The organism is Brevundimonas sp. C43, from assembly GCF_030732185.1.
GTDB lineage: Bacteria > Pseudomonadota > Alphaproteobacteria > Caulobacterales > Caulobacteraceae > Brevundimonas > Brevundimonas diminuta_C.
In genome coordinates this window covers 1,101,573-1,127,790 of the sequence record NZ_CP132231.1, presented here as the reverse complement: position 1 = coordinate 1,127,790, position 26,218 = coordinate 1,101,573, and the positions used below count along the sequence as shown (strand labels likewise).

Below are 26,218 nucleotides of genomic sequence, written 5' to 3'. Positions count from 1 at the left end.
ATGAACATCCGTCCATCGTCACTCCCCACGCAGGCCAGCTTAGTCTCATGAACGCCCCCTTGTTCAAGGGCGTGATCACCGCCCTGATCACACCACTTCGTGACGGAAACGTGGACGAAGCCGCATTCGCCAAACTGCTCGAGCGTCAGATCGCCGCAGGGGTTCACGGCGTCGTCCCGATGGGCACGACGGGCGAGGGCGCCAGCATGGACCTGGATGAGCACAAGCACGTCATCGAGCTGTGCGTGCGCCTGACGGCCGGGCGCGTCGCCGTCATCGCCGGCACCGGATCGCCCTATACCAAGGAAGCCATCGACCTGACCCGCCACGCCAAGACGGTGGGCGCGGACGGGGCGCTGATCGTGACGCCCTATTATATTCGCCCGTCGCAGGCGGGCATGGCGGCGCATTTCGAGGCGGTGGCCGACGCCGTGCAGTTGCCGATCCTGCTTTACAACGTGCCCGGCCGGACGGGGGCCGATCTGTCCAATGAGACGGTCGCGCGTCTGGCGGCCCACCCCAATATCGTCGGCATCAAGGACGCCACGGGCGACATGAGCCGCGTCAGCTGGATGCGCGCGAACATCGATGGTCAGTTCGACCTGATCTCGGGCGACGACCCCAGCTATCTCGGCTACCACGCCCATGGCGGCGTCGGCCTGATCTCGGTGGCGTCCAATGTCGCGCCCGAGGCCATGGTCGCCTTGCACAATGCGATGACCGCCGGAGATTATGCGACAGCACGCGACTGGCAGGACCGACTGATCAGTCTTTGCAAGGCGCTGTTCCTGGACAACTCGCCCGCGCCGACGAAATACGCCCTGGCCAAGCTTGGCTTGTGCAACGAGGAGGCGCGTCTGCCGCTGTCGCCGACCTCCGATGCGGTCAAACCCTTTATCGACCGCGCCATGGCGGCGGCGGGCGTCATCTGATGGCCCCCAAGCCGCAATCGAAGTCCAAGGTCATCGCCGAAAACCGCCGCGCGCGGTTCGACTATTTCCTGGAAGACAATATCGAGGCCGGTATCCAGCTGCTGGGCACCGAGATCAAGGCGCTGCGCGACGGCCGGGCCAATATCGCCGAAAGCTATGCGTCCGTCGAAGGGCGCGAGATCGTGCTGATCAACGCCGATATCCCGCCGTACAAACAGGCGAACCGCTTCAATCACGAGCCGCGCCGACCGCGTAAACTGCTGCTGCACAGAAAGCAGATCGACAAACTGATGGGCGCGGTCCAACGCGACGGTCAGACCATCATCCCGCTGAAGCTTTATCTGAACGATGCGGGCAAGGCGAAGCTGGAGATCGCGCTGGCCAAGGGCAAGAAGCTGCATGACAAGCGCGAGGCCTCGGCCGAGCGCGACTGGCAGCGCGACAAGGCCCGGCTGATGCGGGACAAGGGCTGAGGCTCAGGCCTCGATCAGCGTCCGGGCGCGCGCGAAGATGTCCTCGAACATCTGCGGCGTCAGGCGACCCGTGTTCGTGTTCAGGCGGGAGCAGTGATAGCTGTTGAGAATGACGTAGCCGCCGGCTTCGCCCTGCGCGCCGTGACCCGCCGGCATCGCTGACGCGGGCCGTCCGAACGCTTTCAGGATGTTGCGGCGCGAGACGTCGCCCAGCGTCACGATCACCTTCAGATTCGGCAGCAGCTTGAGCCGGTCGATTAGGAAGGGGCGGCAGGTCGTCTCCTCGATCGGCAGAGGCTTGTTGCCGGGCGGGGCGCACCGGACAGCATTGGTGATCATGCAGTCCGTCAGCGTCAGGTCATCGTCGCCGTTCGGATCGTAATGGCCTTGGGCAAAGCCGGCCTTCTTCAGGGTGTCGTACAGCAGCCAGCCGGCGTGATCGCCGGTGAAGGGACGTCCCGTGCGGTTGGCGCCGGTCCGGCCGGGCGCGAGGCCGGCGATCAGCAGACGCGCGTTCGGATCGCCGAACGAGGCGGCCGGCCCGTTCCACCAGTCTGGATTCTGGCGCGCATTCTCCTGACGATAGGCGACCAGGCGGGGGCACAATGGGCAGTCGCGGGGCGGTTCGGGCGTCAGGGTCATTGGGCGGCCTTCGGGCGGCCGAAGTCGGCCATCAGATCGTTCAAGTCCAGGAAGGCGTCGGCCTGACGACGTAGTTCGTCGGCGATATGCGGCGGCTGGGTCTTCTGGGTCGAGATGACAGTGACCCGCACGCCCTTGGCCTGGACTGCCTGAACCACCCGCCGGAAGTCGCCGTCGCCGGAGAACAGCACCGCATGGTCGACGTGCGGCGCCAGCTCCAGCATGTCCACCGCGATCTCGATGTCCATATTGCCCTTGATCCGGCTATGGCCGCTAGTGTCCGTGAACCGCTTCACCGGCTTGGTGACGACCGAAAAGCCGTTGTAGTCGAGCCAATCCACCAGCGGTTTGACCGGCGAGAATTCTTCGCCCTCGACCACGGCCGTATAGTAGTATGCGCGGGTCAGGATGGACCTCTCGCGGAACCAGTCCAGCATCCGCCGGAAGTCCATGTCGTGCTGCAAGGCTCGGGCTGCGGAGTAGAGGTTCGAGCCGTCGATGAAGATCGCCAGCCGGTCGGTGGGATGAAACATGGTCGAAGCCGTCGAAAGAGATGAAAAATCGGATCGCGCGGTCGCCGTCGGAATCGATGACGGGTTCGACCTGAATGATGCAGTCATCGTGGCCCTGGGCTGCAATGACAAGGGGGCATGGTCGTCCTGCGCCGAAGCGCTGGACGCGGCGCTCGCGCGCTTTCGCAGTGAAGGCATTGATGTCATCGCCCGCTCGTCGTGGTGGTCTTCTCAAGCCTGGCCCGACCCGCACGATCCCGCCTTCTTGAACGGCGTGGTCATCGTCCGCACAGAACACGATCCGCATGCCCTGATGGCGGCGCTCGGCCGGGTCGAGGACGCGTTCGGCCGCGAGCGGTCGGTTCGCAATGCGCCGCGGACGCTGGATCTGGACCTGATCGCCTACGGACGATTGAGCGGTGATCTGCAGGGATTGATCCTGCCCCATCCCCGCGCGGCCGAGCGGCGGTTCGTCATGGGCCCCATCGCCGAGATCGCGCCGAATTGGACGCATCCGCATGGCGGGGCCGCGAGCGATCTGGCCGCTTACGCCCCCATTGGCGCCGACGCTCACCCGAGCTGACGCCCAACTTCCGCCCCTGTGGCGTTGCAAAAAGCCGTCCTCATCTGTATTTGACGCGGTTCTCCCCCGCGTTCGAGGAATTTCATGGCCCGCGTCACCGTCGAAGACTGCATCGAGAAGGTTCCGAACCGCTTTGGTCTGGTGCTGATGGCTGGCCACCGCGCCCGCAGCATCGCCAACGGCGCCGCCCTGACGATCGACCGCGACAACGACAAGAACCCTGTCGTCGCCTTGCGCGAAATCGCCGACGACACCGTCGTGCCGGACGAACTGCGCGAGACCATCATCACCACGCTGCAACGCGTCGATGAGCGGACGGAAGCCGAGGATGAGGCGGAAACGGTCGCCCTGCTGGCTTCGCCGCAGCACATGAACATGGCCGAAGCCGAACTGATCCGCGCCCTGCAAAGCGACCGCGACGGCGGTCAGGAGGAGCGGTACTGACGCCCGAGGGAGCCCCTGGCGTCACTATCCTGCCGGCGCGGACCGAGACGGTTCCGCCGGCGCCCCAAGCTGCAAACAAAAACGACCCCCAGACGGCGCTCGTCGATCCCGCGCCGCAGCCCAAGCGCGCGCCGATCCTGCGTCAGTTTGAGCTGATCGAGGCCGTCAAGGCCTATGACCCTACCGCCGATGAAGCGCTTCTGAACCGCGCCTACGTCTATGCGATGAAGATGCACGGTTCGCAGTTGCGAGCCTCGGGCGATCCCTATTTCGCCCACCCGATCCAGGTCGCGGGCATACTGACCGACTATAAGCTCGACACAGCCACCATCGTCACCGCCCTGTTGCACGATGTGGTCGAGGACACGACCGCGACGCGCGATGACATCGCCGGCATGTTCGGTGAAGAGGTCGCGGTCCTGGTCGAGGGCGTGACCAAGCTGTCGCGGCTGGAGCTTCAGGCCGAACACACGCGCCAGGCCGAGAACCTGCGCAAGTTCATCCTGGCCATCAGCCGGGATGTGCGGGTGCTGCTGGTCAAGCTGGCCGACCGCTTGCACAATATGCGCACGCTCCAGTTCGTGAAGCCGGAGAAGCGCGAGCGGATCAGTCGCGAGACGCTGGAAGTCTATGCGCCCTTGGGCCGGTCGATCGGCATCCACTCGATCGCGTCCGAGTTGGAAGAGCTGGCCTTCACCCATCTGAATCCGACGGCCAAGACCGCCATCGAGCGGCGGCTGGAGGCGTTGAAGCTGGAGCACGGTCGCGCCATCGACGGCGTGGCGAGCGAGGTCGAGCGCGTCCTGTCCGAGGCGGGTCTGAAGGCCAATGTCTATGGGCGGCAGAAGACGCCCTATTCGATCTGGCGCAAACTGCAGCGCAAGTCGGTCGGCTTTTCGTCCCTGTCGGACATCTACGGCTTCCGCGTCATCGTCGAGGCGGAGGACGACTGCTATCGCGCGCTGGGCGTGATCCACCGCGAATGGCCGATGGTGCCCGAGCGGTTCAAGGATTTCATCTCGACGCCCAAGTCGAACAATTATCGCTCGCTGCACACCACCGTCGTCGGCCCCCGGGGTCTGCGCATCGAGATGCAGATCCGCACCGAGGACATGGACCGGATCGCCGAGGATGGGGTCGCCGCCCACTGGCGCTACAAGAACCATTCCTATGGCTTCGACCGTGAGGCGATGGAGCAGGGGGGCGGGCGTGATCCGCTTCAGAACCTGCGCCACCTGGTTCAGGTGATCGAGCACGGCGAGGGCGGCGAAGACTGGGTCGAGCACGCCAAGCTCGAAATGTATCTGGACCAGGTCTTCGTCTTCACGCCGAAGGGGCAACTGGTCACCTTGCCGCGCGGGGGAATGCCTCTGGACTTCGCTTATGCCGTCCACACCGAGGTCGGGGATACGGCCGTCGGGGTCAAGGTCAACGGCGAGCTGAAGCCCATGCGGACGCCGCTCCAGAATGGCGACGTGGTCGAGATCATCCGTGGCTCCAAGCGTGAAGTGCCTGCCGACTGGCGCAGCCTGACGGTCACGGGCCGCGCGCGCTCCGCCATTCGCCGCCATATCCGCACCTCCGAGCGCGAAGAGTTCATCAAGCTGGGCCGCGTCGCGCTGGATCAAACCCTGGGCCGGGTCGACAAGACCCTGACCGACGTGTCGCTGAAGCCGGTTCTGGAACTGCTGGCGGTCGCGAGCGACGACGATCTGTTCGAAGGCCTGGGACGCGGGCGGTTGTCGCCGACGACGGCGGCCGAAATCCTGTTCCCCGCGCTGAAAGGACGGTTGAAGGCCGGGCCCGAGAAGCAGCGCATCGAGGGCGAGAAGGCGCGGCTGTTCGTGCGCGGCGGGGGGCTGACGCCGGGCGTGTCGGTTCATTTCGGCCAATGCTGCACGCCCGTTCCGGGCGACCGGATCGTCGGCATTCTGGAGCCCGAATCTGGCCTGACCGTCCACACCATTGATTGCCAGACCCTGGCCGCCTTCGCCGATGACGACTCGGTCTGGCATGACCTGCAATGGACGCCTCAGGCCGAGACGGACGCGGTCGCCGCCGCCCGTATTCGCGCGACGATCCGAAATGCGCCAGGCGTGCTGGGTCAGGTCACGACCCTGATCGGCGAGGCTGGCGGCAACATCATCAACCTGTCGATGGCCCACCGTCAGCAGGACTTCTTCGACGTGGACGTGGATGTCGAGGTCGAAGACGCCAAGCATGCGACAATGATCATGGCGGCGCTGAGGGCCAATCCGTCGGTCGATTCTGTCGAGCGCGCGCGCGGCGAATGAGCGATCCGATAAAGCTGAACGCGGCGCAGATGGCCTCGCCGTCCTATCGCATGGCGGCGATGGATCAGGACTTCCTGCTGGGCGATTCGATGCGCGGTGTGCGATTCCTGATGGAATACGCCAAGCCCGAGGAGGCGTTGAGGGCCTGGGGCGTGCGCTCGACCCTCGTCGTCTTCGGCAGCGCGCGCATCCTCGAAGGGCATCGTTGGTATGAAGAGGCCCGCGCCTTTGGTCGATTGGCGTCCGAGCGCGGCGGAGCCTTGCGAGGTCGCGTCGGCGAACCCCGGGACAATGTCATCGCCACCGGCGGCGGCCCGGGCATCATGGAAGCGGCCAACCGCGGCGCCGTGGACGCAGGCGCGCCATCCGTCGGGTTCAACATCACCCTGCCGCATGAGCAGGAGCCGAACGCCTATTCGACCCCGGAGTTGACGTTCCGCTTCCACTATTTCGCGATGCGGAAGATGCATCTGGCGATGCGCGCCAATGCGTTGGTGGTGTTTCCCGGCGGCTTCGGCACCTTCGACGAGATGTTCGAGATGCTGACGCTGCGCCAGACGAAGAAGGCGCCGCCGGTTCCGGTCGTTCTGGTGGACAAGGCCTACTGGACCTCGGTGATCGGTTTCGACGCCTTGGTCGAACATGGAATGATCGCGGCCTCCGACCTGGACCTGATCGGTTTCGCCGAGGACGCGGAGGGCGTCTGGGCCGAACTGCTCGCGCGCGGGCTGCGGCCGAACGAAAACATCGAATGAAGCGTCGCCGCAGGGTTCATCCGCGCGCGATCCGGGTCTAGAACCCTGTCATGAACACTGAAGACGTCCTCAACGAGTTTCGCGACGCCGGCGCCCTGCGCGAAGGCCATTTCGTCCTGTCGTCCGGTCTGCACAGCCCGGTCTTCCTACAGAAGAATCTCGTCTTCATGGACGGAACTCGCTGCGAGCGGCTGTGCAAGGCGCTGGCGGACAAGATCACGACCACGATCGGCCCGGTCGATGTCGCCATTTCGCCGGCCGTGGGCGGCATCATCCCCGGTTACGAGACGGCCAAACACCTGAAAGTCCGTTCGATGTATGTCGAGCGCGAAGGCGGGGCGTTCAAACTGCGTCGCGGGTTCTCGGTCGAGCCCGGCGAGAAGGTCGTCATGGTCGAGGACATCGTCACGACCGGCCTGTCGTCGCGCGAATGCATCGCCGCCATCCAGGCCGCCGGGGGCGAGGTGATCGCCGCCGCCTGTATTGTCGATCGCTCGGGCGCTAAGGCGGATGTGGGCGTGCCGCTGATCGCCTTGGCGTCGCTGGACGTGCCCGCCTATCCGGCCGACGCACTTCCGCCTGAATTGGCCGCGCTTCCGGTGGAAGATCCCGGTAGCCGCAGATTGTCGAAGTAGAGCCATGCGCGAACGGGTCAGGCTGGGCGTCAACATCGACCACGTCGCCACGGTGCGAAATGCGCGGGGAGGGACGCATCCCGATCCGGCGCGCGCGGCCGAGGCGGCGCTGGCGGCTGGGGCCGACGGAATCACCGCCCACCTGCGCGAAGATCGCCGCCACATCACCGACGCCGACATCGATGTGTTGAGCGCCCTGTGCGCCCGAGCCGGCAAGCCGCTGAATCTGGAAATGGCGGTGACGGACGAGATGCTGGCCATCGCTCTGCGCCACCGGCCGCATGCCGCCTGTCTGGTGCCCGAGCGGCGCGAAGAGGTCACGACCGAAGGCGGTCTGGCGGTTGCCGGTCACGAAGGACGGATTGCGCCCGTGGTCAAGGCGCTGGCGGACGCCGGCATCCGTGTTTCGCTCTTCATCGAACCTTCCGAAGCGCAGGTCGAGGCCGCCGCCGCCGTCGGCGCCCAGGTGGTCGAGTTCCACACCGGCCGCTACTGCCATCTGACCGACCCGGCAGAGCGGGAGGTCGAGTTCGAACGGCTCGCCGCGGCCGCCGCCCAGGCCGACATCCTGGGGCTTGAGGTCCATGCAGGCCACGGTCTGGATTACGATACGGCCCCGCGCATGCTTGCGATCCCGGAAATCCGCGAACTGAACATCGGCCATTTCCTGATCGGCGACTCCATCTTCATCGGCCTGGACGGGGCGATCCGCCGGATGCGAGCGGCGATGGATGCGGCCAGATGATCATCGGCGTCGGCGCAGATTTGTCTGACATCCGGCGCATTCAGGCGTCGCTGGATCGGTTTGGGGATCGCTTCAAGGCCCGCTGCTTCACCGAACTGGAACGCACCCGCTCGGATCGCAAGCCGGACCCGGCCTGGAGCTACGCCAAACGGTTCGCCGCTAAGGAAGCCTGCGCCAAGGCCTTGGGCACAGGCATGCGGGCCGATGTCTATTGGCGCGACATGGGGGTGGTGAACCTGCGTTCCGGTCAGCCGACGATGGCGCTGACCGGCCATGCGGCCGAGCATCTGGCGCGTCTGACGCCACCCGGACACGAGGCCAAAATCCACCTGACGCTGAGCGACGAACATCCGTATGCGATCGCCTTCGTGGTGATCGAAGCCTTGCCGCAGTCGTAATCAGGTTATAGGCGTGCGCGATGACCGCGCGGACGCGGCGAGGATGCCTGATCGCATGAGCGAAGACCAAAAGCCCGACGACGCCAATCGCGACGCCACCCCCGAAGAACGATTTGCGGCCTCGGAGGCGGACGCTCCGGTCAAGTCGGTGCAGGAGCCGACGACGGCGAACCAGAAGGTCTATGCCAAGACGCCCAAGAACGGCGACAAGGCGACCTCGGCGGCCAGTGAAACCGGCGAAATCTTCAAGACCATCGTCTACGCCCTGCTGATCGCGATGGTGATGCGCATCTTCCTGTTCCAGCCCTTCACCATCCCTTCGGCCTCGATGGAGCCGAACCTCTATGAAGGCGACTACATCGTCGTCTCCAAGTGGTCGTACGGCTTTTCCAAGCACTCGATCCCGTTCAGCCCGCCGCTGTTCGACGGGCGGATCATGGGTTCGGCGCCCAAGCGCGGCGACATCGTCGTGTTCAAACTGCCGCGTGACAACAAGACCGACTTCATCAAGCGCGTTATCGGCCTGCCCGGCGACCGCATCCAGATGATCGCCAACAAACTGTATATCAACGACAAACCTGTGCAGGACGTCGTGGTCAGCGAGCAGGAGATCAACGACATCTTCGGACCGCGTCCTGTGACCGAGGTCCGCGAGACCCTGCCGGAAGGCAAGAGCTTCATGACCCAGGACTTCGGTCCCGGAAACGATCTGGACGACACCCCGGTCTATGAAGTCCCGTCCGGTCACTACTTCATGATGGGCGACAACCGCGACAACTCGATCGACAGCCGCGTCGAACAGTCCAGCGGCGTCGGCATGGTCCCGGCCGAAAACCTGGTCGGCAAGGCGCAGATCATCCTGTTCTCGTGGAAGCCCGGTTCGTCGTTCGTGAAGCCTTGGACTTGGTTGAACGTGCGGCTCGACCGGTTCTTCAACGTCCTGCACTGATGGCCAATCTGAGAGCCGAAGCGGTCGCGGCGCTGGAAACGCGCCTGGGACACAGGTTCAAGGACAAGGCCCTGCTGGAGCGCGCCCTGACCCACGCCAGCGTGGGGGAGGGGGCGCCGGTCGGCATCCACGGTCCACGCGACAACGAGCGGCTGGAATTCCTGGGCGACCGGGTTCTGGGTCTTCTGGTCGCCGAGCGGCTGTCGGCCCAGTTTCCGACGGCGGACGAGGGCCAGCTATCGTCCAGCCTGCACGCCCTGGTCGACAAGGGGGCCTGCGCCCGCGTGGGCGAAGCCCTGGGCGTGGGGCCTGCGCTGCGGCTCTCGCCCGGCGAGACCAAGACCGGCGGGCGGCGCAAGGCCGGCGTCATTGCCGATGCGGTCGAGGCCATATTGGCGGCCGTCTATCTGGACGGGGGACTGGATGCCGCCAAGGCCGTGTTCGAACGGGCCTGGTCCGACGAACTGTCGGCGCCGCCGTCCCGCACCGTGACCAATCCGAAATCGGCGCTTCAGGAATGGGCGCAGGGGTTGGGGCGGCCGCTGCCGACCTATCGCGTCGCCGACCGGACGGGTTCGGATCATGCGCCCACTTTCACCGTCGAAGTGTCCGTGCAGGACGTGCAGCCCTTGACCGCGCAAGGGCGTTCGCGTCAGGAGGCGGAGAAGGCGGCCGCAACGGCTCTCCTCAAACGTGAAGGCGTCATTTGACCGATCTCGAAAACCAGCGCGCAGGATTCGCCGCCATCATCGGCGCACCCAACGCCGGCAAGTCCACGCTGGTGAACCGGCTGACCGGGTCCAAGGTCTCGATCGTCACGCAAAAGGTGCAGACGACGCGCTTTCCGGTGCGCGGCATCGCCATGGAAGGCGACGCCCAGATCGTGCTGGTTGACACGCCCGGCATCTTCACGCCGCGTCGTCGCCTGGACCGGGCCATGGTCGCCTCGGCCTGGGGCGGGGCTGAAGATGCGGACATCGTCGTTCACCTGATTGACGCCCAATCGCACATCAACGCCGAAGGCCGTGAGGGCACGGCGGCCGATCGTCGCTCGGCCGAGGACACCGAGACCATCATCGCCAACCTGCAGTCCACCGGGACCAAGGTTGTGCTGGCGCTGAACAAGATCGACGGCATGCGCCGCGACACTCTGCTGGCGCTGTCGCAGAAGTTGTTCGAAAGCGGCGTCTACTCCGAAGTCTATATGATCTCGGCCGCCAACGGCGACGGCGTCGAGGATCTGAAGCAGCGTCTGGCCCTGTCCATGCCCAAGGGGCCGTGGCTGTATCCCGAGGATCAGGCCGCTGATGTGCCGGTCCGGGTTCTGGCGGCCGAAATCACGCGCGAGAAGGTCTATCTGCGCGTCCATGAGGAGCTGCCCTATTCGGCAGCGGTGGAGACGACCAGTTTCGAGGATCGCGCCGACGGCTCGGCCCGGATCGAACAGACCATCTATGTCGAGCGTGAGAGCCAGCGGCCCATCGTCCTGGGCAAGGGCGGCCAGACCCTGAAATGGATCGGCCAGAAGGCGCGCGAGGAGCTGAATGAAATCCTCGGCCGTCAGGTCCACCTGTTCCTGACCGTCAAGGTCGATCCGAAATGGCAGGACAGCCGCGCCCTCTATGCCCAGTTCGGTCTGGATTTCGACGTCTGAGTTCCTGTGTTTGATGTGCCGCGTACCGCCGGGGGGCATCCCCGGCTCGTTCTGGGCGTCCTCGGGGCGCTGATCCTTGGCGGCGCGGTCTGGGGCGGCATCGCCACGGCCGTGACCCCCAAGACCGATGTGGAACTGGCGACCGAGCGCGCCGATGCGCCGCCACGACCACCCGTGGTCGTGGTTCAGGACCTGCCGCAACTGGCGGCGCGCCTGGATCGCGAAGCCGCTGCAGGACGCTTCATGGGCGCGGTTCTGGTAGCCAAGGGCGACAAGGTCCTGTTCCGCCAGGCCTATGGCAAGGCCAACTACGAGCAGGACCAGCCGCTGGCGCTGGGCTCGCGTTTCCGCCTGGCCTCGATCTCCAAACAGTTCACGGCGACGGCGATCCTGAAGCTTCAGGACGAGGGCAAGCTCAACATCTCCGATCCGGTCTGCAAATGGATCCAGCCCTGTCCGCAGGCCTGGGCGCCGATCCGCATCAGCCATCTGTTGTCGCATACGTCGGGCATTCCCGATCTGATGGCGCGGCCCGGTTGGGGCATGCGCCGCACGACGCCGGCGACGCTGGACGAATTGACAGAGGATTCGAAACGGTTCGGTCTTCAGTTCGAGCCGGGCGCCAGCGTTCAGTACGACAACGCCGGTTTCAATCTGGCCGCCGCCATCGTCGAGAAGGCCAGCGGCAAGCCTTTTCAGACCTATATGCGAGAAACCTTCTTCAAGCCTCTCGGTATGAAGGATAGCGGGCTTGATCTCGATGGCGGCGATCACGGCATCATCATGGGTTACGCCAACTTTCCCGGCGGTCTGGCGGCCCAGCCGAACGCCAATACCTCGATCGTGGCGGGCGCCGGCGCGGTCTATTCGACGCTGGACGATCTCCTGGTCTGGCAGAGGGCGTTGCATCGGGGCGAACTGCTGACGCCAGCTAGCTATCAGCAGATGCTGGCCGACCACGCGCCGGCCGACACCAAGCCGAACGAGCGCAGCCATCCGCGTCGGGACTGGGGCTTCGGCATATTCGCCAACCGCCTGGGCGATCAGGTGCGACCCAGCTTCCAGGACCGCCAGATTTATCATACCGGCAGCTGGGGCGGGTTCCGCAACCTGATGCTCTATCAGCCGGACGCCGACGTGACGGTGATCGTGCTGTCCAACAACTATCACCTGCGTGACCAGGTCTTCCTGATCAGTCAGCAGGCGATGGCCGAAGCCTTGGGTCACGAGTTTCCGACGACACTGGCGCGCTGAGGCGTCCGACTGTTTCCCGGCGAGGAGAACAGGAGTAGAACAGAACCATGATCGCTCTTCTTGCCGCTCTCGTCCTTTCCGCTGCGCCGACGCAGGCTGCGGGCGATCCGGTCGTCGAGGCCGGCGCCGTTCTCGACCGAATGCACGCGGCGGCCTCGCGTGCGGACGGCGACGCCTATTTCGATCTGTTCACGCCTGACGCCCGGTTCATCGGCACGGATCCGGCCGAGCGCTGGTCGCTGGCTGAGTTTCGCGCCTACGCCACGCCCTATTTCTCGCAGGGGAAAGGTTGGACCTATCGCCCGCATGACCGGGTGGCGACCCTGGCGCCGGGCGATTGCCGCTGCATCGTCTGGTTCGATGAGTTGCTGGACAACGACGCCTACGGCCTGACGCGAGGCTCGGGCGTGCTGCGCCTGACCGACGATGGCTGGAAGATCGAGCAATATGTGCTGAGTTTCACCGTGCCGAACGATAAGGCCAAGGGCGTGGTCGGGCTGATCGCCCAAGGTCCGGCGGACTGATGGATTTCCACGAAGAGGCGTTTGTCCTGTCGGCGCGCAGCCACGGCGACACGGGCGCCGTGGTCGATCTGCTGACCGAGAACCACGGCCGGCGTACGGCCTATGTGGCGGGCGGAGCGTCACGCAAGATGAAGCCATTCCTGCAGGCGGGCGCGCGGGTCGTGGCCGATTACCGCGCCCGCACCTCGGATCACCTCGGCGCGGTGCGGCTGGAGCCGGTAGGCGAGGGGCCCAGCGCCCTGTTCGACGACGCCCTGGCGCTGACAGGGCTGGCGGCGGCGGCGGGTGTGACCCAAGGCGCGTTGCCGGAGCGTGAGCCCCATCCCGGCGTTTTTCTGGCGTTCGACGCGCTGATGGCGGCGTTCGAAATGCCTGCGGTCTGGCCTGCGATCTTCGTGCGGTTCGAGGCGGGCCTCCTGGAAGATCTGGGCTTTGCTCTGGACCTGTCGAAATGCGCCGCGACCGGCACGGCCGACGACTTGATCTACGTCAGCCCGCGCACGGGCCGGGCAGTCAGTCGTGACGCCGGCGCCCCCTATGCCGACAAGATGCTGACCCTGCCGCCCTTCATGCTGGGCGCCCAATCCGGTCTGATCGAGGGCGACGTCCGGGCCGGGTTCGACCTGACGGGGCATTTCCTGGAGCAGTTCGTCTTCCACCCGCAGAACAAGCCTCTGCCGCCTGCGCGCGTGTGGATGCTGGACAAACTGGGCGACGCCGGTCGGCTCTAGCCGAAGGTGAAGGCGAAGACCTGAACGCCGGGATCCAGGAACTCGATCTCGAACGTCCGTTCGCGCACCGCGCCCGTCTGACGAACCAGTTGGTACAGCCGCTCGCCATCCACCCGGCCAAGGCCTTGGGCATCGATGTCGCTGCCGGCGTTCGCGCCCGGCGCCGCGCCATCGATCCGGACACGGAAGCGGACGGGTGCGCCCGTCTTGCTGGGCCCCATGACCAGATGGAGATCGCGCGCCTTGAAGCGGAAGTCGATACGCCCGCCGGCCGCCTGCAGGTCGGCATGCTCACGCGTCACGCGCCAGCGGCCCGAAAGGCTCCAATCGTTCAGTTTCAGCGGCGCGGCGACATAGTCCTTGATCACGTCGTTGGCCAAGCCGTCGGGAGAGCGGAAGTTCTCGGCGCGGCCATAGCCGACGTAGGTTTCCGGCGATTCGACCTGGGCCATGTCGGCGGCGGCCTCTGCGCCCTCAGCCTGGACTGTGACGACGTTGCTGGCGACGTTCGCTGCGCCCGCTTCCTTCAGAAGTTGCTGGATCACGCGTTCGGAGCCCGCATAGTCCCCTTCGCCGAAGTGGTGATGACGGATCTGTCCTTTGGCGTCGATGAAGTAGTGCGCGGGCCAGTACTGATTCTTGAACGCCCGCCAGATGGCGAACTCATTGTCCATGGCGACCGGATAGGTGATGCCCAGCCGCTGGATGTTCTGGCGGACGTTGGCCTCGGACTTCTCGAAGGCGAACTCGGGCGTGTGCACGCCGATCACCACCAGACCTTGACCCTTATATTTCTCAGCCCAGGCGCGGACGTAGGGAATGGAGCGGATGCAGTTGATGCAGGAGTAGGTCCAGAAATCGACGACGACCACCTTGCCCTTCAGCTGCTCGGTCGTCAGCGGCGGGGTGTTGATCCAGGTCGTCGCCCCGGTCAGCGGCGGCATCACCCCTTCGACCGGCAGATTGGCCAGATCGGTCGGAGCCTGGTTCGTCGGCATGCCGCGCCCGATCCCGCCCAGCAGCGCCTGCTCGATCCGGCCCGTGCTGGCGGCCGAAATCCGGGTCAACAGTCCTGTATCCGCTCCCAAGCCGATGATAACCACACCGATCAGCACCAGAACGCCCAGGCCGCGCCGCACCCATTCGCCGACGCCCAACGCGCCCTTCATGGCCTTGAACACGCGACCGCCGACCAACAGGGCCAGACCCAGTGATGTCGCCGCGCCTGCTGCATAGGCCAGCAGCAGAACCGTCGTGCCGACGCCGGCGCCCTGAAGCGCGGCGCCTGTCAGGATCACGCCCAGAATGGGTCCGGCGCACGGCGCCCAGAGCAGTCCCGTCGCGACGCCGAGCAGCAGGGACGAGCGCACGTCACCCTGATCTCCCCCCAGATTGCTGGCTTGGCGCTCGGCGCGATCCGTCAGCCAGGACCCCGCCGCCACGAACGGCCGCATCAGGCGATCGCCCACGGCCGGAAACAGCAGGCTGACGCCCAGCACCGCCATGACGGCCAGGGCGATCCAGCGCCCGACCTCATTGGCCCGCACCGCCCAGCCGCCGCCCAGCGCCGCCAGCGTCGCGACGCCCGCAAAGGTCACGGCCATCCCGACCAACAACGGCAGACCGTTGCGGATGAACGGCCGATCCGCTCGCGCGAAGACGAAGGGCAGAACCGGCAGGATGCAGGGACTGACGATGGTCAGAACGCCGGCGAGATAGGACAGCAGGAACAGGATCATGGCGCGGCCTGACGAGGGTGTGTCTCTCACATACGCACGGCGGAGCAGTTTGGTGACTCCCCAGCGCGCTTATCCCCCAATCTGGCGCCTTACGGGCTAGACTTCCCGCTTCCGATCCCCGATTCGCAGAGCCATGACGATCCACGCCCCGCCGCCGGAAGGCGGCCGCATCATCGACGAGCCGATGGAGACGGCGCTCAGCCGCCGCTATCTGGCCTACGCCCTGTCGACCATTACGAACCGCGCGCTGCCTGACGTCCGTGACGGGTTCAAGCCCGTGCACCGGCGCATCCTCTACGCCATGCATCAGATGCGGCTGAACCCGCAGGCGGCGGCGCGCAAATGCGCCAAGGTCGTCGGCGAGGTTATGGGCGGATATCACCCCCACGGCGACGCCTCGATCTACGAGGCTCTGGTGCGCCTGGCTCAGGATTTCGCCCAGCGTTACCCGTTGGTCGACGGTCAGGGGAACTTCGGCAATATCGACGGCGATAGCGCCGCGGCCATGCGCTACACCGAGTGCAAACTGACGCCGGCCGCAGTCCTGCTGTTGGACGGCATCGATCAGGACGCCGTCGATTTCCGGCCAACCTATGACGATCAGGACGAAGAGCCGATCGTCCTGCCCGCGGGCTTCCCGAATCTTCTGGCCAACGGCTCGTCGGGTATCGCGGTCGGCATGGCCACCTCGATCCCGCCGCACAATGTCGGCGAACTGATCGACGCCTGCCAACTCCTGCTGGAGCGTCCCGACGCAACGACCGAGGACTTGGTCCAGCATGTGCCCGGCCCCGACTTCCCGACCGGGGGCGTTGCGGTTGAAGGTCATGCCTCCATCCTGGACGCCTATGAGACGGGCAGGGGCGGCGTGCGCCTGCGCGCGCGCTGGGAGACCGAGGATCTGGGGCGCGGCGTGTGGCGGATCATCGTCACCGAAATGCCCTATCAGGTGCAGAAGTCGCGACTGATCGAGGCGCTAGCGGACCTGATCGAGCACAAGAAGGCGCCTCTGCTGGGCGATGTGCGGGACGAATCGGCCGAGGACATCCGCCTGATCCTTGAGCCCAAGAACCGCACCATCGAGCCTGAAATGCTGATGGAAAGCCTGTTCAAGCTTTCCGATCTGGAAGTCCGCTTCCCGATCAACATGAACGTGCTGGACGCCAGCGGCACGCCGCGCGTGATGGGTCTGAAGGATTGCCTGCGCGCCTTCCTGGATCACCGGCGCGAGGTGCTGAACCGTCGTTCGCAATGGCGGATCGAGCGGGTCGAAAAGCGCCTCCACCTGCTGGAAGGCTTGCGCATCGTCTTCCTCAACCTTGACGAGGTGATCCGCATCGTCCGTGAGGAGGAGCAGCCCAAGGCCGTCCTGATCGCGCGGTTCGGCCTGACGGAGGTTCAGGCCGACTTCATCCTCGACACCCGGCTGCGTCAGTTGGCGCGTCTGGAAGAGATGACGATCGAAAAGGAATTCAATGCGCTGTCGGAGGAACTTGCCAATCTGAAGGCGCTGACGTCGTCTGAAGGCAAGCAGTGGAAGGCGATCTCCAAGGAGCTGGAGGCCGTGCGCAAGGCGCTGATCTCGCCGCGCCGGACGACGATCGCCGAGGCGGTGGACACGTCCGCCTTCGTCGCGCCCGAGGCCTTCATTCCGCGCGAGGCGATCACCGTCATCCTGTCGGAACGCGGTTGGATCCGCGCCGCCAAGGGCAAGGTCGAGGATCCGTCAGAGCTGAAGTTCAAGGAAGGCGATCAACTCGCTTACCTCGTGCCCGCCTATACGACCGACAAGCTGCTGGTGGCGGCGTCGGACGGGCGGATCTTCACCATCGGTGCGGACAAACTGGCGTCCGGACGCGGCCATGGCGAGCCGCTGCGCCTGATGATCGATCTGGACGAGAAGGCCGAGATCATCAACGTCCTGGCCCACCAGCCGGGCGGCAAGCTGCTGATCGCATCAAAGGCCGGATACGGCTTCATTGCGCCCGAAGACGACACCCTGGCCCAGAAGCGCGGCGGCAAACAGGTGCTGAACGGCGAAATGCTGGCAGTCCTGCGGGTGACCGGCGATCACGTCGCGACCATCGGCGAGAACATCAAGACTCTTATCTTCCCTCTCGCCGAACTCCCCGAGATGGGGCGCGGCAAGGGCGTGAAGCTGCAAAGCTTCAAACAGGGCGGCCTCGCCGACATCACTGTCTTCAACGCCGAGACGGGACCGGAATGGGCCGACGGCGGCGGACGTCGTCGCAACTGGCCCGACTGGAAAGACTGGCTGGGCAAACGCGCCGGCGCTGGCCGCCAGGGACCAAGAGGCCTACGGAAGTTCAGATAGGCGGCCCGCCCGTCGGCTCTAGAACAGGACCGACGGGTTCATGATCCGCTTGGGATCGATGGCGCGGCGGATGGCGGCCATGGTTTCGATCTCGAGCGGGGACTTGTAGCGCTTGACCTCTTCGGTCTTCAGCCGGCCCAGACCGTGCTCGGCCGAGATGGAGCCGTCGTAGGTTCCGACAACGTCGTGAACCACTTGCGAGCCTTCCTTCCAGCGCCCGATGAAGGCAGGGATGTCCTGACCCACGCCGGGCAGGATGTCGTAGTGCAGATTGCCGTCGCCGACGTGGCCAAAGACCGAGATGCGGGCGCCGGGGTGGAAGCGTTCGACGGCGGCCGAGGCCTCGTCGATGAATTCAGCGATGCGGCTTATGGGGACGGAGACGTCGTGTTTCCAGCCGCCGCCCTCGGGCTTGAGCGCCGCCGAATGTTCTTCTCGCAGACGCCAGAAGGCGATGCGCTGAGCGTCGTTCTGGGCGATGGCGGCGTCTGTGATCAGGCCTTGTTCGAAGGCGACTTCCAGCAGGGCCTCCATCTGCGCCTCGGCGCCGCCGGGCGTGCCCGAGGCGATCTCGATCAGGACATACCAGTCGGGGGTTGAGTCCAGCGGCTCGCGGGTGTCGGGGATGTTCCTGAGCACCAGTTCCATGCCTAGCCGTTTCATCAGCTCGAAGGCCTCGACCCCGCCGCCGGTCTCGGCCTTGGCGCGGGCCAGAAGCTCGACCGAGGCGGCGGCCGTCTCCAGACCGACGATCGCGACGGCGCGCGAGCGCATGACGGGGAAGAGTTTCAGGGTCGCGGCGGTGACGACGCCCAGGGTGCCCTCGGCGCCGATCAGCAGCTGTTTCAGGTCGTAGCCGGTGTTGTCCTTGCGCAGCCGCTTGAGGCCCTTGAAGATTTCGCCATTCGGCAAGACAGCCTCGAGGCCCAGCACCAGGTCGCGCATCATGCCGTAGCGCAGGACCTGGGTGCCGCCGGCGTTGGTCGAGATGACGCCGCCGACGGTGGCCGAGCCTTCGGCTGCCAGACTGAGCGGAAAATAGCGACCGGCCGCCGTCGCCGCCTGTTGAGCCTCCAGCAAGGTCAGGCCGGCCTCGACCGTCATGGCGTCATCCAAGGGCGTGACATCGCGGACGGCGCGCATCTTGCGGGTCGATAGCAGGACCTCCCCAAAGGGCACTTGACCGCCGACCAGGCCTGTGCCGCCGCCCTGAGGGGTGATGGCCACGCCCTCGCGCGCGCAGATCGTCACGGCGCGCGCGACCTCTTCCGTCGAACGCGGGATCAGCAGGATCGGCGTGTTCCCAGTCCAGCGGTTGCGCCATTCGGTCAGTTGCGGCGCAATGACCTCGGGATCCTGGGTCCAGCCGCCCGGACCCAATGCGGCCTTCAGTTCATCAAGCACGGCGGAGGAGGGGGCTGGCGTCTGCATGCCCCCTTTTGTCAGGCGTCGCCGTGCGTTGGAAGGGCGGCGAGGCCCTTAGACGTCGAGTTCTTCTTTCACAAACTGGGCGTTTTCCTGAATGAACTGGAAGCGGGCGTCTGCGCGCTTGCCCATCAAGCGTTCGACCAGATCTTCGATGCTGGCCTCGGCGTCCGGCACGGTGATCCGCGCGAGGGTGCGCTTCTTGGGATCCATGGTGGTCTCCTTCAACTGGGAGGCCATCATTTCGCCCAGACCCTTGAACCGGCCGATCTCGGTCTTCTTGCCTTTGAACACGGTCGCCAGCAGCTCGTCGCGGTGGGCGTCGTCGCGGGCGTATTCGTTCAAGGGACCGGCGCTGATGCGGTAGAGCGGCGGCAGAGCCATGAACACTCGGCCCTGACGGATCGTCTCAGGCATGACGCGGTAGAAGAAAGTGATCAGCAGGGCCGCGATGTGGGCGCCGTCCACGTCGGCGTCGGTCATGATGACGATGCGCTCGTAGCGCAGGTCGTCGATGTTGAAGCGGTTGCCAGGCTGGACGCCCAAGGCCAGGGCCAGATCGGACAGTTCGACGTTGGCGCGCAGCTTGTCGGCGGTGGCTGACGCGACGTTCAGGATCTTGCCGCGCAGGGGTAGGATGGCCTGGGTCGTGCGGTCGCGCGCCTGTTTGGCCGAGCCGCCGGCCGAATCGCCTTCGACGATGAAGAGTTCGGTCCCTTGAGCCGACTGGCGGCTGCAGTCCGATAGCTTGCCGGGTAGGCGCAGCTTGCGGGTGGCGGCGGCGCGCTGAACCTCCTTGTCCTTACGGCGCCGCAGCCGGTCCTCGGCGCGATCGACGACGAAGCCCAGCAGGGCGTTAGCCTGTTTGGGGCTTTCGGTCAGCCAGTGATCCAGCGGGTCGCGGAGCAACTGCTCGACAATGCGCGCGCCCTCGGGCGAGGACAGACGGTCCTTGGTCTGACCCTGGAATTCGGGATTGCGGATGAAGACGCTGATCAGGGCGCCGGCATTGGCGATGACGTCCTCGGCCGTGATGATCGCGGCGCGTTTCTCGTTGGTCAGTTCGCCGTAAGATTTCAGCCCCTTGACCAAGGCGGCGCGGAAGCCGGCCTCGTGCGTGCCGCCATCGGGCGTGGAGACGGTGTTGCAGTACGATTGGATGAAGCCGTCCGACTCGCCAAAGCCGATCGGCGACCAGGTGACGGCCCATTCGAACGCGCCCGCCTCGCCTTGACGCTCGGCGCGGCCGGCGAAGGTGGGGGTGACGGTTTCCAACTGACCGATGCGGTCGATCAGGGCGTCGGCCAGGCCGCCGGGGAAGTGCAGACTGGCCTGGGCGGGCGTAGAGTCAGTGATCCGCTCCGGCGCGCAGGTCCAGCGAATCTCAACGCCGCGGAACAGATAGGCTTTAGACCGTGCCATGCGGAATAGGCGCGCCGGCTTGAAGGCCGCGCCCATGCCGAAGATTTCGTCGTCGGGCTTGAAGCGGATAAGGGTGCCGCGCTTCTTGGATGGACCGATCTGCTGGATCGGGGCCAGGACGTGGCCCCGGCTGAAGGCCTGTTTCCATTCGAAACCGTCGCGCCAGACGGTGACCTCGACGCTTTCGCTCAGAGCGTTGACGACCGAGACGCCGACGCCGTGCAAACCGCCAGACGTTTCATAGGCTTTGCCGGAAAACTTGCCGCCGGAGTGCAGGACCGTCATGACGACTTCCAGCGCCGACTTACCGGGATGTTTCGGATGCGGATCGACCGGGATGCCGCGACCGTCATCGCGGACCGACAGATAGCCATCGGCGTCCAGATCGACGGTGATCAGCTTGGCGTGTTTCGCCACCGCCTCGTCCATGGCGTTGTCCAGGACTTCGGCGAACAGGTGGTGCAGGGCGCGCTCGTCGGTGCCGCCGATATACATGCCGGGGCGTTTGCGAACGGGTTCCAGCCCTTCCAACACCTCGATGGACGAGGCGGAATAGCCGGTGGCGGCCGCCGTCGTGGCCGTGGCCTGAACAGCAGGCGGCGCGGGCGTGGGGACGATAAAGGGCGCAGCCGCAGGCGGAGCTGCCACAACAGGCTTAGGCGGCTCGGGTTTGCGAGCTTCGGGTTCGTCGTCAAAAGCGAAGAGGTCGGCGGCCATTCACATAGTCTGAGGCGATTCGGGACCGGGTCTGGTAGGCCCGTGACGCCGGTCGAGCAAGCGGCGCACGAACCGGCGCCGGATCAAAGGTCACAGCGCGGGCCATAATCGCGAGCATCAGGATCCACGGCAGATTAGCGTGGGTCAGCAGGACGCTCTCGGAAAGGCTCAAAGCTGTGAAGACCGACAGATAGGCGACGCTCCAATAGCCTTCGCGCGCGCCGAGCCCGTTCGTCCGCGCGACGACGAAGATCGCAGAGATCGCCATGACGGCGCCCACCGCCACCGCACCGGGCCAACCCAGTTGCACGAGAAGGTCGATCCAGCCGTTGTGAGCGGAAGGCACGGGCCATTGGGTCTCGATGCGGATCTCGCGCGCGGGGATCGAGTCCACGCCCCAGAAGGCGCTGAAGCCGTATCCGGTCCAAGGGCGCTCTGCGACCTTCCGCATCAAGGCTTCCCAGATCAGGGTGCGGCCTGTCAGCGACGGATCCTTGCCCAGCGCCTCCAGGATCGCAGCGGAATCGGAGTTCCACAGCCAAGTCGCGCCCGCCGCAATGATGACGGCAAGCCAGATGCCGACAACGGTGATGACGGCGCCGCCCTGTTTCAACGCCCACCACCCGCCGATCATGCCCAAGCCCAGGCCCCAGCACAGAAGCGATGTCTTTGATTGGGTGGCGAGCACCAGGAGCGTGGTCAGGCCCAATGTCACCAAGCAGATCCAGAGCCGGTGGCTGCGTCCTGCGACATGATCGGCCGCCAGGGTCGCTGCGGCGGAAACGGCGCCCACCACCATGACCAGCCCCATCTGGTTCTTCTCGTACCAGAGGCCGCGCCACAGGCCGGCGTTGTCGAACTGGTGCACCCCTACCTTCGGATAGCCGAAAACCATCATCAGGCTGCCGACCGCCATCACCAGACAGGTGTACATCAGGACGCGCGGCAGGGCGTCGTCGCGGAAGCGTGCGCCCAAATAGATGGCGAAGGCGCTGTTGATCGCCATGGCGATGACGCGGCGCTCCGTGACCTCGGGGTCAATGGACCAGTATTTCGAGACAAAACACAGGGCGACCAGGGCGAACATCATCAGCCATGCCGGCCAGGCGCGGATGACCTTGTCGAAGCGAAAAACGATCAGGCCGGCGATGACGGCATAGACCGGCAGCCAGATGAACCGCAGGATCGGCGTCTCGACCTGGGTTGGCGCGATGACGGGCGCGATCAGGGCGCCGGTCAGCATGAAGACGACGAAGCCGGCCGCCCACTGTTCCCACAGCGGCGGAGCATCATCCGGGGTCTGAACGGGCGCTTCACGCACGGGCGCACAGTCCTTTGCGGTGCTTAAGGAACCGTGAGCGCGGCGGTGAAGGCGGCTAGACCTCGTTCCAGATCGGCGATCAGGTCGGAGGGGTCTTCAAGACCGACATGCAGTCGGATCAGTTCACCCTCAAGCACGGGCGGATGGTTGCGGTAGGCCATCTGATGGGTCTCGTGGGTGATCAGACTTTCGAACCCGCCCCAGGAATAGCCCAGCCCGAACAGGGTCAGAGCGTTCAGAAAGGCCTCGCCCGCTGCCTTGTCGCCGCCCTTCATGACCACGCCCATCAAAGACGCGGCGCCGGTGAAATCTCGCCGCCACAGGTCATGACCGATCGAGCCGGGCAGGGGCGGGAAGAGGACGCGCGACACCTCGGGCCGGGCTTGAAGCCATTCCGCCACGATCAAGCCTGATCGCGCCTGTTCGGCATAACGCAGCGGCAAGGTCCGCAGGCCACGCAGTGCCAGCCAGGCGTCGTCGGGCGACACATGCCAGCCGAGATCCTCGATGGTGTCGCTGATGGCGCGCAGGCAGGCGGGATTGCTCGAAGCAATGCTGCCCATCAGCACGTCCGAATGGCCGCCGACATATTTGGTGACGGCCTGAACACTGACATCCACGCCATGGGCCAGCGGACGATAGGCCAGGCCGGCCGCCCAGGTATTGTCGACCACTGTCAGGACGCCTTGTGCGCGGCAGGCCTGGGCCACGGCGGCGACATCGACCATCTCGAATGTGAGAGAGGCCGGCGACTCCATCAGCACCAACCGCGTGCGTTCGCCAATGGCGGCCAGAACAGCCTGCGCATCTGCGTCTGCGGGCAAAAAGCGGGTCGTGACGCCGCGGGTCGATTGATACCGGCTCAGGAACCTGCGCGTCGGACCATAGACGGCGTCCGTTGTGATCACCTCGTCGCCCGGTCTCAACAGCGCCAGCAGCGGAACCGTGACGGCCGCAAGACCCGACGGAACCAGAAAGGCGTCCTCTGCCCCCTCAAGGTCGGCCAGAGCGCGGCGAAGATCGCGGGCGGCGCTGGTTCCGCTGAGACCATAGGTCGGGCCGTCGGTCTCGTCGCGCATGACGGCCGCGCTATCGCTCAACATCGTCGAGGCGCGTTCGATCGGCGGATTGACGCCGCGCCGACCCTGGCCGCGTCGCGTGGCGGCGGCGATCAGGCGGGTGCGGTCCGAAAGCAGCGACATGGCCCCTCCGATGGGTTGCGGATCGGTCCCTAAAGGCCTCTAAAGCCAGCGGGGCGCAAGCGGCGAGGGATAGGAACGCGATGCGGTGCTGGACGATCGGAGCGATGGCCGTTGTACTGATGACGACGGCTTGCGGGCGCAAGGACGCCAGCCCGGCGCCGGAAACCAGCCCTGCCACGCCCTCGCAGGCATCCTCGGCTGCGGTCGCTAAAAGCCCGACACTGGCCGCCATCAAACGCCGCGGTCGCCTGAACTGCGGCGTGCATCAGGGGTTGGTCGGCTTCGCCTACACCGACAATCGCGGTCAGTGGCGCGGCTTCGACGTGGACTTCTGTCGCGCGACGGCGGCGGCGGTGCTGGGCGATGCCGATGCGGTGCGATTCGTGCCTCTGTCGGCGTCAGATCGCTTCACGGCGCTGAATGACGGACGGATCGATGTGCTTTGGCGCAACTCGTCCTGGACCATGAGCCGCGACGCGGGCGAAGGTTTCGTGTTCGCCGGGATCAACTACTACGACGGGCAGGGCTTCCTGGTCCGGCGTTCGCTGAACCTGAACAGCGCGACTGAACTGACCGGCGCGCGGGTTTGCGTTCAGTCGGGCTCGACGTCCCAGGCGAACGCCGCCGACTATTTCCGGTCTCGCGGCATCGAATATCGGCCCGTCGTGTTTGAGACTGAGGAAGCGGCGCGCGACGCCTATGGTCGCGAGGATTGCGACGCATTCAGCGCCGACATTTCTGCGCTAGCTGCCGCGCGGACCGTGCTGACCAACCCCAACGAACATGTGATCCTGTCCGATGTCGCGTCTAAGGAGCCGCTGGGGCCGGTGGTCAAGTCGGGCGACGAGCGCTGGGCCTCGACCGTCCGTTGGACCCTGAATGCCCTGATGCTGGCCGAAGAGCTCGGCGTCACCAAGGCCAATGCCGAAGATCAGTTTAAGACCGCGACCGACCCGCGTGTCCGGCGTTTGCTGGGCGTCGAGGGCGAGTTCGGTCTTATGCTGGGTCTATCCGAAGACTGGGCTAAGGACGCAGTCGAAGCCGTCGGAAATTATGGCGAGATTTTCGATCGGAATCTGGGATCGCAATCGGCGCTCGACCTGGCGCGTGGTTTGAACGCACAATGGAACGCGCGCCCGGCCGGCTTGATCTATGGGCTGCCGATCCGATAAGCGCCGACGCTTGCATCGCTTCCTGGGGGACAGATGACCGAGACGAAACGCGGCGGCCTTGCGCTGCACTGGCTGATGTTGATCGGTTTCGCGGTCGGTCTGATCGGGGGATTGTTGGTCAATCTGGCGGTGGGGGCCGATGCGGCCTGGGTGGTCTGGCTGACAGACAACGTGACCGGGCCGATCGGTCAGATCTTCCTGCGCCTGCTGTTCATGATGGTGATCCCGCTGCTGTTCTCGGCCTTGGTCGTCGGTGTAGCGGAGATGGGCGATCTCAGCTCGCTGGGACGGGCGGGGATCAAGACGCTGCTCTTGACGGTCGTGGTGTCCAGCATCGCGGTGGTGATCGGTCTGGTGATGGTCAACGTCTTCCAGCCCGGGCGAGGCGTCGATCCGGCGGTGGCCCGGCAGCTGTTGGAGCAGGGCAAGGACGGCGCCGCCAGCATCGTTCAGACCGGGCGCAACAGTTCGATCCAGTTGGGCGATTTCTTCCTGGATCTGGTGCCGTCGAACGCGGTCACCGCAGCGGCGGAGAACGCGATCCTTCCGCTGATTATCTTCGCCCTGTTCTTCGGCATCGGTCTGGTCATGGCCAAGAGCCCGGCGACGGACCGTCTGCAGGAAGTGATCCAGGGGATCTTCGAGGTCTCCATGACCCTGATCAATTTGTTCATCAAACTGGCGCCGCTGGCCATCGCCTGTCTGATGTTCAACCTGGCGGCCCTGTTCGGTTGGGACCTGTTGGTGCGCCTGGCGGCCTTCGTCGGCGTCGCGGTCGGCGCGATGGCGATCCATATGTTCGTGGTCTATCCGCTCGTGATCTGGCTGGCGGCCGGCCGCTCGCCCATCGCCTTCTTCAAGGGTGTGCGCGAGCCGATGGTGGTCGCCTTCTCGACCGCCTCGTCCAATGCTTCGCTGCCGGTGTCGCTGAAGGCGGCCGAGGAGCAGTTGCACTTGCCGCGCAAGATCGCGCGTTTCGTGCTGACGGTCGGCGCCACCGCCAATCAGAACGGCACGGCCTTGTTCGAGGGCGTCACAGTGCTGTTCCTCGCCCAGTTCTTCGGCATCGACCTGACGATCACTCAGCAGGTCGTGGTCATGCTGGTCTGCATTCTGGGCGGCATCGGCACGGCGGGCGTGCCGGCCGGTTCGCTGCCGGTCGTGGCGATGATCCTGGTGATGGTGAAAGTGCCGCCGGAGGGCATCGGCCTGATTCTTGGCGTCGATCGCTTCCTGGACATGTGCCGCACGACTTTGAACGTTACGGGCGACCTGGTTTTGGCCACCGTTGTTTCGCGTGGCGAGGAAGACGAACCGGCCGACGCCGACGACGTCGTCCCCGCGGCGCCGCCGGCCTGAT

25 protein-coding genes are annotated in these 26,218 nt (G+C 65.5%); 18 read left to right on the top strand and 7 right to left on the bottom strand.

The genetic code is table 11. The annotated features are described in order from the left end of the window. Positions 1 to 47 precede the first annotated feature (47 nt). Together dapA and smpB are read left to right on the top strand one after the other, a co-directional pair. The gene (gene dapA / locus Q9R14_RS05685) at positions 48 to 932 is read left to right on the top strand and encodes a 4-hydroxy-tetrahydrodipicolinate synthase (RefSeq protein ID WP_066628287.1); all 885 of its coding nucleotides are present in this window, start codon (positions 48 to 50) and stop codon (positions 930 to 932) included. Then, complete coding sequence (smpB, locus tag Q9R14_RS05680; RefSeq protein WP_045810817.1) at positions 932 to 1,405, top strand: SsrA-binding protein SmpB; 474 nt, start codon at positions 932 to 934, stop codon at positions 1,403 to 1,405. Before dapA ends, smpB begins: the two co-directional genes overlap by 1 nt. A 3-nt stretch (positions 1,406 to 1,408) precedes the next feature. On the opposite strand, the gene Q9R14_RS05675 is transcribed toward smpB, so the two are convergent. Next, a complete protein-coding gene (locus tag Q9R14_RS05675) occupies positions 1,409 to 2,047 on the bottom strand; it encodes a uracil-DNA glycosylase (protein WP_306003765.1) in 639 nt (212 codons plus the stop codon). Continuing rightward, complete coding sequence (locus tag Q9R14_RS05670) at positions 2,044 to 2,580, bottom strand: NYN domain-containing protein (protein WP_306003764.1); 537 nt, start codon at positions 2,578 to 2,580, stop codon at positions 2,044 to 2,046. The genes Q9R14_RS05675 and Q9R14_RS05670 overlap by 4 nt, the downstream gene beginning before the upstream one ends. On the opposite strand from Q9R14_RS05670, the gene folK reads away from it, so the two are divergent. From folK to recO, 13 genes are all read left to right on the top strand, one after another. Beyond that, positions 2,579 to 3,142 carry a 2-amino-4-hydroxy-6-hydroxymethyldihydropteridine diphosphokinase gene (folK, locus tag Q9R14_RS05665; protein ID WP_306003763.1) on the top strand — a complete coding sequence of 188 codons (564 nt, stop codon included), beginning with the start codon at positions 2,579 to 2,581 and terminating at the stop codon, positions 3,140 to 3,142. The genes Q9R14_RS05670 and folK overlap by 2 nt on opposite strands. Before the next feature lie 84 nt (positions 3,143 to 3,226). Next, on the top strand, positions 3,227 to 3,586 hold the full coding sequence (rpoZ, locus tag Q9R14_RS05660) for a DNA-directed RNA polymerase subunit omega (protein WP_017504892.1): 360 nt from the start codon (positions 3,227 to 3,229) through the stop codon (positions 3,584 to 3,586). A 134-nt stretch (positions 3,587 to 3,720) separates the two neighbouring features. Then, positions 3,721 to 5,880 carry a bifunctional (p)ppGpp synthetase/guanosine-3',5'-bis(diphosphate) 3'-pyrophosphohydrolase gene (locus Q9R14_RS05655; protein ID WP_165118675.1) on the top strand — a complete coding sequence of 720 codons (2,160 nt, stop codon included), beginning with the start codon at positions 3,721 to 3,723 and terminating at the stop codon, positions 5,878 to 5,880. After that, positions 5,877 to 6,635: a TIGR00730 family Rossman fold protein gene (locus Q9R14_RS05650; RefSeq protein WP_306003762.1), complete on the top strand. Its 759-nt coding sequence runs from the start codon at positions 5,877 to 5,879 to the stop codon at positions 6,633 to 6,635. The genes Q9R14_RS05655 and Q9R14_RS05650 overlap by 4 nt, the downstream gene beginning before the upstream one ends. A gap of 50 nt (positions 6,636 to 6,685) precedes the next feature. Further along, entirely contained in the window at positions 6,686 to 7,270 is a 585-nt protein-coding gene (pyrE, locus tag Q9R14_RS05645) for an orotate phosphoribosyltransferase (protein ID WP_306003761.1), read from the top strand. 4 nt (positions 7,271 to 7,274) lie between these two features. Continuing rightward, on the top strand, positions 7,275 to 8,015 hold the full coding sequence (locus Q9R14_RS05640) for a pyridoxine 5'-phosphate synthase (RefSeq protein ID WP_161639155.1): 741 nt from the start codon (positions 7,275 to 7,277) through the stop codon (positions 8,013 to 8,015). Then, positions 8,012 to 8,413 (top strand): holo-ACP synthase, encoded by a 402-nt coding sequence (acpS, locus tag Q9R14_RS05635; protein WP_306003760.1) that lies wholly within the window; start codon positions 8,012 to 8,014, stop codon positions 8,411 to 8,413. The genes Q9R14_RS05640 and acpS overlap by 4 nt, the downstream gene beginning before the upstream one ends. A 55-nt stretch (positions 8,414 to 8,468) precedes the next feature. Then, positions 8,469 to 9,362 (top strand): signal peptidase I, encoded by an 894-nt coding sequence (gene lepB / locus Q9R14_RS05630; protein WP_306003759.1) that lies wholly within the window; start codon positions 8,469 to 8,471, stop codon positions 9,360 to 9,362. Beyond that, entirely contained in the window at positions 9,362 to 10,072 is a 711-nt protein-coding gene (rnc, locus tag Q9R14_RS05625) for a ribonuclease III (RefSeq protein WP_112861980.1), read from the top strand. The genes lepB and rnc overlap by 1 nt, the downstream gene beginning before the upstream one ends. Then, positions 10,069 to 11,016, top strand: coding sequence for a GTPase Era (gene era / locus Q9R14_RS05620; protein ID WP_306003758.1), 948 nt, complete (start codon positions 10,069 to 10,071; stop codon positions 11,014 to 11,016). The genes rnc and era overlap by 4 nt, the downstream gene beginning before the upstream one ends. A gap of 15 nt (positions 11,017 to 11,031) precedes the next feature. Beyond that, positions 11,032 to 12,270: a serine hydrolase domain-containing protein gene (locus Q9R14_RS05615; RefSeq protein WP_306003757.1), complete on the top strand. Its 1,239-nt coding sequence runs from the start codon at positions 11,032 to 11,034 to the stop codon at positions 12,268 to 12,270. Between the two features lie 47 nt (positions 12,271 to 12,317). After that, on the top strand, positions 12,318 to 12,794 hold the full coding sequence (locus tag Q9R14_RS05610) for a nuclear transport factor 2 family protein (protein WP_306003756.1): 477 nt from the start codon (positions 12,318 to 12,320) through the stop codon (positions 12,792 to 12,794). After that, entirely contained in the window at positions 12,794 to 13,525 is a 732-nt protein-coding gene (recO, locus tag Q9R14_RS05605) for a DNA repair protein RecO (RefSeq protein ID WP_306003755.1), read from the top strand. The genes Q9R14_RS05610 and recO overlap by 1 nt, the downstream gene beginning before the upstream one ends. On the opposite strand, the gene Q9R14_RS05600 is transcribed toward recO, so the two are convergent. After that, positions 13,522 to 15,264, bottom strand: coding sequence for a cytochrome c biogenesis protein DipZ (locus Q9R14_RS05600; RefSeq protein WP_306003754.1), 1,743 nt, complete (start codon positions 15,262 to 15,264; stop codon positions 13,522 to 13,524). The genes recO and Q9R14_RS05600 overlap by 4 nt on opposite strands. Before the next feature lie 133 nt (positions 15,265 to 15,397). Here Q9R14_RS05600 and parC point away from each other — a divergent pair, with 133 nt between their 5' ends. Further along, positions 15,398 to 17,599: a DNA topoisomerase IV subunit A gene (gene parC / locus Q9R14_RS05595; protein WP_039245099.1), complete on the top strand. Its 2,202-nt coding sequence runs from the start codon at positions 15,398 to 15,400 to the stop codon at positions 17,597 to 17,599. A gap of 18 nt (positions 17,600 to 17,617) precedes the next feature. Here the strand turns inward: parC and Q9R14_RS05590 are convergent, their stop codons facing one another. The 4 genes from Q9R14_RS05590 to metC are packed head-to-tail and all read right to left on the bottom strand — an operon-like array spanning position 17,618 to position 23,686. Beyond that, on the bottom strand, positions 17,618 to 19,030 hold the full coding sequence (locus Q9R14_RS05590; protein WP_306003753.1) for an FAD-binding oxidoreductase: 1,413 nt from the start codon (positions 19,028 to 19,030) through the stop codon (positions 17,618 to 17,620). Between the two features lie 48 nt (positions 19,031 to 19,078). Next, the gene (locus Q9R14_RS05585; RefSeq protein ID WP_306003752.1) at positions 19,079 to 21,163 is read right to left on the bottom strand and encodes a DNA topoisomerase IV subunit B; all 2,085 of its coding nucleotides are present in this window, start codon (positions 21,161 to 21,163) and stop codon (positions 19,079 to 19,081) included. Beyond that, entirely contained in the window at positions 21,138 to 22,484 is a 1,347-nt protein-coding gene (locus Q9R14_RS05580; RefSeq protein WP_306003751.1) for an O-antigen ligase, read from the bottom strand. The genes Q9R14_RS05585 and Q9R14_RS05580 overlap by 26 nt, the downstream gene beginning before the upstream one ends. 23 nt (positions 22,485 to 22,507) lie before the next feature. Further along, positions 22,508 to 23,686, bottom strand: a complete 1,179-nt coding sequence (gene metC, locus Q9R14_RS05575) for a cystathionine beta-lyase (protein WP_306003750.1) — start codon at positions 23,684 to 23,686, stop codon at positions 22,508 to 22,510. Positions 23,687 to 23,790: 104 nt separating this feature from the next. On the opposite strand from metC, the gene Q9R14_RS05570 reads away from it, so the two are divergent. Continuing rightward, on the top strand, positions 23,791 to 24,858 hold the full coding sequence (locus Q9R14_RS05570) for an amino acid ABC transporter substrate-binding protein (RefSeq protein WP_306003749.1): 1,068 nt from the start codon (positions 23,791 to 23,793) through the stop codon (positions 24,856 to 24,858). A 33-nt stretch (positions 24,859 to 24,891) separates the two neighbouring features. Further along, positions 24,892 to 26,217, top strand: a complete 1,326-nt coding sequence (locus Q9R14_RS05565; protein WP_306003748.1) for a dicarboxylate/amino acid:cation symporter — start codon at positions 24,892 to 24,894, stop codon at positions 26,215 to 26,217. Position 26,218 lies beyond the last annotated feature (1 nt).

Excerpts from the sequence above, each read along its gene's own strand:
- Q9R14_RS05670 (WP_306003764.1), bottom strand. The coding sequence starts at position 2,580 with ATGTTTCATCCCACCGACCGGCTGGCGATCTTCATCGACGGCTCGAAC.
- pyrE (WP_306003761.1), top strand. The coding sequence starts at position 6,686 with ATGAACACTGAAGACGTCCTCAACGAGTTTCGCGACGCCGGCGCCCTG.
- Q9R14_RS05675 (WP_306003765.1), bottom strand. The coding sequence starts at position 2,047 with ATGACCCTGACGCCCGAACCGCCCCGCGACTGCCCATTGTGCCCCCGC.
- acpS (WP_306003760.1), top strand. The coding sequence starts at position 8,012 with ATGATCATCGGCGTCGGCGCAGATTTGTCTGACATCCGGCGCATTCAG.
- Q9R14_RS05565 (WP_306003748.1), top strand. The coding sequence starts at position 24,892 with ATGACCGAGACGAAACGCGGCGGCCTTGCGCTGCACTGGCTGATGTTG.
- smpB (WP_045810817.1), top strand. The coding sequence starts at position 932 with ATGGCCCCCAAGCCGCAATCGAAGTCCAAGGTCATCGCCGAAAACCGC.
- Q9R14_RS05650 (WP_306003762.1), top strand. The coding sequence starts at position 5,877 with ATGAGCGATCCGATAAAGCTGAACGCGGCGCAGATGGCCTCGCCGTCC.
- dapA (WP_066628287.1), top strand. The coding sequence starts at position 48 with ATGAACGCCCCCTTGTTCAAGGGCGTGATCACCGCCCTGATCACACCA.
- parC (WP_039245099.1), top strand. The coding sequence starts at position 15,398 with ATGACGATCCACGCCCCGCCGCCGGAAGGCGGCCGCATCATCGACGAG.
- Q9R14_RS05610 (WP_306003756.1), top strand. The coding sequence starts at position 12,318 with ATGATCGCTCTTCTTGCCGCTCTCGTCCTTTCCGCTGCGCCGACGCAG.
- metC (WP_306003750.1), bottom strand. The coding sequence starts at position 23,686 with ATGTCGCTGCTTTCGGACCGCACCCGCCTGATCGCCGCCGCCACGCGA.
- Q9R14_RS05600 (WP_306003754.1), bottom strand. The coding sequence starts at position 15,264 with ATGATCCTGTTCCTGCTGTCCTATCTCGCCGGCGTTCTGACCATCGTC.
- Q9R14_RS05590 (WP_306003753.1), bottom strand. The coding sequence starts at position 19,030 with ATGCAGACGCCAGCCCCCTCCTCCGCCGTGCTTGATGAACTGAAGGCC.
- lepB (WP_306003759.1), top strand. The coding sequence starts at position 8,469 with ATGAGCGAAGACCAAAAGCCCGACGACGCCAATCGCGACGCCACCCCC.
- rnc (WP_112861980.1), top strand. The coding sequence starts at position 9,362 with ATGGCCAATCTGAGAGCCGAAGCGGTCGCGGCGCTGGAAACGCGCCTG.
- Q9R14_RS05585 (WP_306003752.1), bottom strand. The coding sequence starts at position 21,163 with ATGGCCGCCGACCTCTTCGCTTTTGACGACGAACCCGAAGCTCGCAAA.
- recO (WP_306003755.1), top strand. The coding sequence starts at position 12,794 with ATGGATTTCCACGAAGAGGCGTTTGTCCTGTCGGCGCGCAGCCACGGC.
- folK (WP_306003763.1), top strand. The coding sequence starts at position 2,579 with ATGGTCGAAGCCGTCGAAAGAGATGAAAAATCGGATCGCGCGGTCGCC.
- Q9R14_RS05570 (WP_306003749.1), top strand. The coding sequence starts at position 23,791 with ATGGCCGTTGTACTGATGACGACGGCTTGCGGGCGCAAGGACGCCAGC.
- Q9R14_RS05640 (WP_161639155.1), top strand. The coding sequence starts at position 7,275 with ATGCGCGAACGGGTCAGGCTGGGCGTCAACATCGACCACGTCGCCACG.
- rpoZ (WP_017504892.1), top strand. The coding sequence starts at position 3,227 with ATGGCCCGCGTCACCGTCGAAGACTGCATCGAGAAGGTTCCGAACCGC.